The sequence below is a fragment of the Streptomyces sp. NPDC059695 genome (assembly GCF_042733785.1).
Lineage (GTDB): Bacteria > Actinomycetota > Actinomycetes > Streptomycetales > Streptomycetaceae > Streptomyces.
This window is the reverse complement of the sequence record NZ_JBHWFF010000017.1, coordinates 161,286-165,132: the sequence shown is the minus strand read 5'-3', so window position 1 is coordinate 165,132 and position 3,847 is coordinate 161,286. Positions and strand designations below refer to the sequence as shown.

Below are 3,847 nucleotides of genomic sequence, written 5' to 3'. Positions count from 1 at the left end.
TGGCGCTGTTCGCCGCGTGGTCGCTCTGTACCTTACACCCCCAGCCGCCGCGCGCCGGGTCCGTTGGTGGGTGGCGGGCGCGGGCCCCCGCCGCCGTATTGTCTAAGGGTCAACACTCCCCGAGGAGCCGCTTCATGACCGTCCCCGTCGTCCACTCGCTGCGCGAGCAGATCCGCGAGCACATCGTGGAGGGGATCGTCAGCGGCCGCTGGAAGCCGGGCGAGCGCATCGTGGAGCGCCGGATCGCGACCGAGCTGGAGGTCTCCCAGACCCCGGTCCGCGAGGCGCTGCGCGAGCTGGAGTCACTGCGTCTGATCGAGTCGGCGCCGAACAAGGGCGTCCGGGTCCGCAACCTCACCGCGGCCGACCTGGAGGAGAGCTACCCCGTACGCGCCGGTCTGGAGCAGATCGCGGCCGAGCTGGCGGCCGGGCGGCTCGCGGCGGACTGCTCGGCCCTGGAGCCGCACGTGGCGGCCCTGTACGAGGCGGACGCCGCCTCGGACGGGACGGCGCAGGTGCGGCACACGGTGGCCTTCCACCGGGAGCTGGTGAAGGCGGCCGGGAACGGCGTCCTGCTGCACACCTGGGAGACGCTCGGCATCGAGGTCTTCACGGCCCTGTCGATCCGCTGGCTGGGCACGGTCCAGAAGTCGTACGCGGAGGAGCACCAGGAGCTGGTGGAGGCCTTCCGTCGGGGCGACCCGAACATCGGTGCGCTGGTGAAGGCACACGTTCTGGGCTGCGCGCCGCGCGCCTGAGGCATGACTTTACGCACAGTGAGCGGGCCCGTCCGTCGACGGGCCCGCTCATTCGTGCGCGCACGCCCCTCGGACAACCCTCCGACAGCCGTTCCGACCTGCGAAAACACGCCACGGGGCGAGGCACCGGGTGCCCTTTCCGCTGGCACCCTGTGCCGACTTTCTCGATCTGAAGAGGTTTTCCCCTTCAACCCTTTGATCGATCATCGATCGCCGGTTTAGAGTCTTCGGCGGGCCACACCCGGCCCTTCGCCCTGTCCTGCCAGACAAGGCCACCATCTCCACCCCCACCTGTCCGGAAGGCGGCGATCATGACCGATCCCGTAGGCAAGATTCCGAGCGAGCTCGACCAGCTCCCGGACCGTGACACCGAGGAGACCGCCGAATGGGCGGCCTCCCTGGACGCCGTCACCAAGGCCGCCGGCCCCCACCGGGCCGCCTACCTGATGCGCCGCACGCTCCAGCACGCCGAGGGCGCGGGCCTGGCCCTGCCCAAGCTCCTGGAGACCGATTACGTCAACACCATCCCCACCTCCGCCGAGCCCTCGGTCTCCGAGTTCGGCGGCGACGAGGAGATGGAGCGGAAGATCACCGCGTGGAACCGCTGGAACGCGGCCGCGATGGTCACCCGCGGCTCCAAGCACGGCGTCGGCGGCCACATCGCCACCTTCGCCTCCGCGGCCTGGCTCTACGAGACCGGCTTCAACCACTTCTTCAAGGGCAAGGAAGCCGACGGTTCCGGCGACCAGCTCTACATCCAGGGCCACGCCTCCCCCGGCATCTACGCCCGCGCGTTCCTCGACGGACGCCTGGACGAGGCCCACCTCGACAACTTCCGGCAGGAGTCCGGCGGCAACGGCCTGCCCTCCTACCCGCACCCGCGCCGCCTCCCCTGGCTGTGGGAGTTCCCCACCGTCTCCATGGGTCTGGGCCCGCTCTCCGCGATCTACCAGGCGCGCTTCAACCGCTACCTGACCAACCGCTCCATCAAGGACGTCTCCGCCTCGCACGTGTGGGCGTTCCTCGGTGACGGCGAGATGGACGAGCCCGAGTCGACCGCGGCCCTCGCCCTGGCGGCCCGCGAGGGTCTGGACAACCTGACCTTCGTCATCAACTGCAACCTGCAGCGCCTCGACGGCCCGGTCCGCGCCAACTTCAAGATCGTGCAGGAGCTGGAGGCCCAGTTCCGCGGCGCCGGCTGGAACGTCGTGAAGTCGCTGTGGGGCAACGCCTGGGACGAGCTGTTCGCGCTCGACACCACCGGCGCCCTCGTCCGCCGCCTCCGCGAGGTGCCGGACGCGCAGGTCCAGACGTACCAGACCCGCGACGCCGCCTACATCCGCCAGGACTTCTTCGGCAAGGACCCGGCGCTCGTCGCGATGGCGCAGCTGCTGTCCGACGACAAGATCCTCGAGTGTTTCCACCTCTCCCGCGGTGGCCACGAGCCGCGCAAGGTGTACGCCGCCTACAAGGCCGCCCTGGAGTTCAAGGGCGCGCCGACGGTGATCCTCGCGCAGACCGTCAAGGGCTTCACCCTGGGTGAGGGCTTCGCGTCGAAGAACGCAAACCACCAGATGAAGAAGCTCACGACGGACGAGTTCAAGAACATGCGTGACCTTCTTGAACTGCCCATCTCGGACGCGCAGTTCGTCGACGGCCAGGTGCCCTACGGCCACCCCGGCGCCGACTCCCCCGAGGTCCGCTACCTCCAGGAGCGCCGCGCGGCCCTCGGCGGCCCGGCCCCGGCCCGCCGCACGCACCCGCTCGCCCCGCTGCCGGCCCCGGCCGACAAGGCGTTCGCCGCGTTCGACAAGGGCTCCGGCTCGCAGTCGATGGCCACCACGATGGCGTTCGTGCGACTCATCAAGGACCTGATCCGCGACAAGGAGACCGGCAAGCGCTGGGTCCCGATCGTCCCGGACGAGGCCCGTACCTTCGGTATGGAGTCGCTGTTCCCGTCGCTCGGCATCTACTCGCCGAAGGGCCAGACGTACGAGCCGGTCGACCGCGACCAGCTGATGTACTACAAGGAGGCCGTCAACGGCCAGATCCTGAACGAGGGCATCACCGAGGCCGGCTCGATGGCCGACTTCATCGCCGCGTCCACCGCGTACTCCACGCACGGTGAGGCGATGATCCCGTTCTACATCTTCTACTCGATGTTCGGCTGGCAGCGGACCGCCGACCAGATGTGGCAGCTCGGCGACCAGCTCGGCCGCGGCTTCCTCGTCGGCGCGACCGCCGGCCGCACGACCCTGACGGGCGAGGGCCTCCAGCACGCCGACGGCCACTCCCCGGTGATCGCGGCCACCAACCCGGCCGCCCTGACCTACGACCCGGCGTTCGCCTACGAGGTCGCGGTCATCGTCAAGGAGGGTCTGCGCCGGATGTACGGCAAGGCCGCCGAGGGCGAGGACCAGAACGTCTTCTACTACCTGACGGTCTACAACGAGCCGATGCCGCAGCCGGCCAAGCCGTCCGGCATCGACGAGGGCATCGTCAAGGGCCTCTACCGCTTCAACACGGCGGAGTCGGCCGGTCTCGACCTGCCCGCGAACGCCTCGCGGATCCAGCTGCTCTCCTCCGGCACGGCCATCCACTGGGCCCTGGAGGCGCAGAAGCTGCTCGCCGCCGAGTGGGGCGTGGGCGCCGACGTGTGGTCCGCGACCTCCTGGACCGAGCTGCGCCGCGACGCGCTGGAGGCCGACGCGGCCCTCCTGCGCGGCGAGGAGCAGGTGCCGTACGTCCGCAAGGCCCTGGAGGGCGTCGACTCCCCGGTCCTCGCGGTCTCCGACTACATGCGCCAGGTCCCGGACCAGATCGCGCAGTGGATCGAGCAGGACTACACCTCGCTGGGCGCCGACGGCTTCGGTCTCTCGGACACCCGCGACGCGGCCCGCCGCCACTTCGGCGTCGACGCGCAGTCGATCGTCGTCGCGGCCCTGGCCCAGCTGGCCCGCCGCGGCGAGGTCCCGGCGTCGGCCGTGAAGGAGGCGCGCGAGCGCTACGGCCTGTAAGGGCCCCTGCTCCGCCGAGGCGGGGGGGGGGGGGGCGGGTTGGGGGTTGAGGGTGCGGCCCCCACGCCACGG

The 3,847-nt window shown here is 70.4% G+C and carries 2 protein-coding genes; both read left to right on the top strand.

All coding sequences use genetic code 11. The features are described from left to right. Positions 1 to 134 precede the first annotated feature (134 nt). Positions 135 to 758 (top strand): GntR family transcriptional regulator, encoded by a 624-nt coding sequence (locus tag ACFV2S_RS22385; RefSeq protein WP_190102521.1) that lies wholly within the window; start codon positions 135 to 137, stop codon positions 756 to 758. Positions 759 to 1,069: 311 nt separating this feature from the next. Continuing rightward, positions 1,070 to 3,775: a pyruvate dehydrogenase (acetyl-transferring), homodimeric type gene (gene aceE, locus ACFV2S_RS22380; protein WP_385561815.1), complete on the top strand. Its 2,706-nt coding sequence runs from the start codon at positions 1,070 to 1,072 to the stop codon at positions 3,773 to 3,775. Positions 3,776 to 3,847 lie beyond the last annotated feature (72 nt).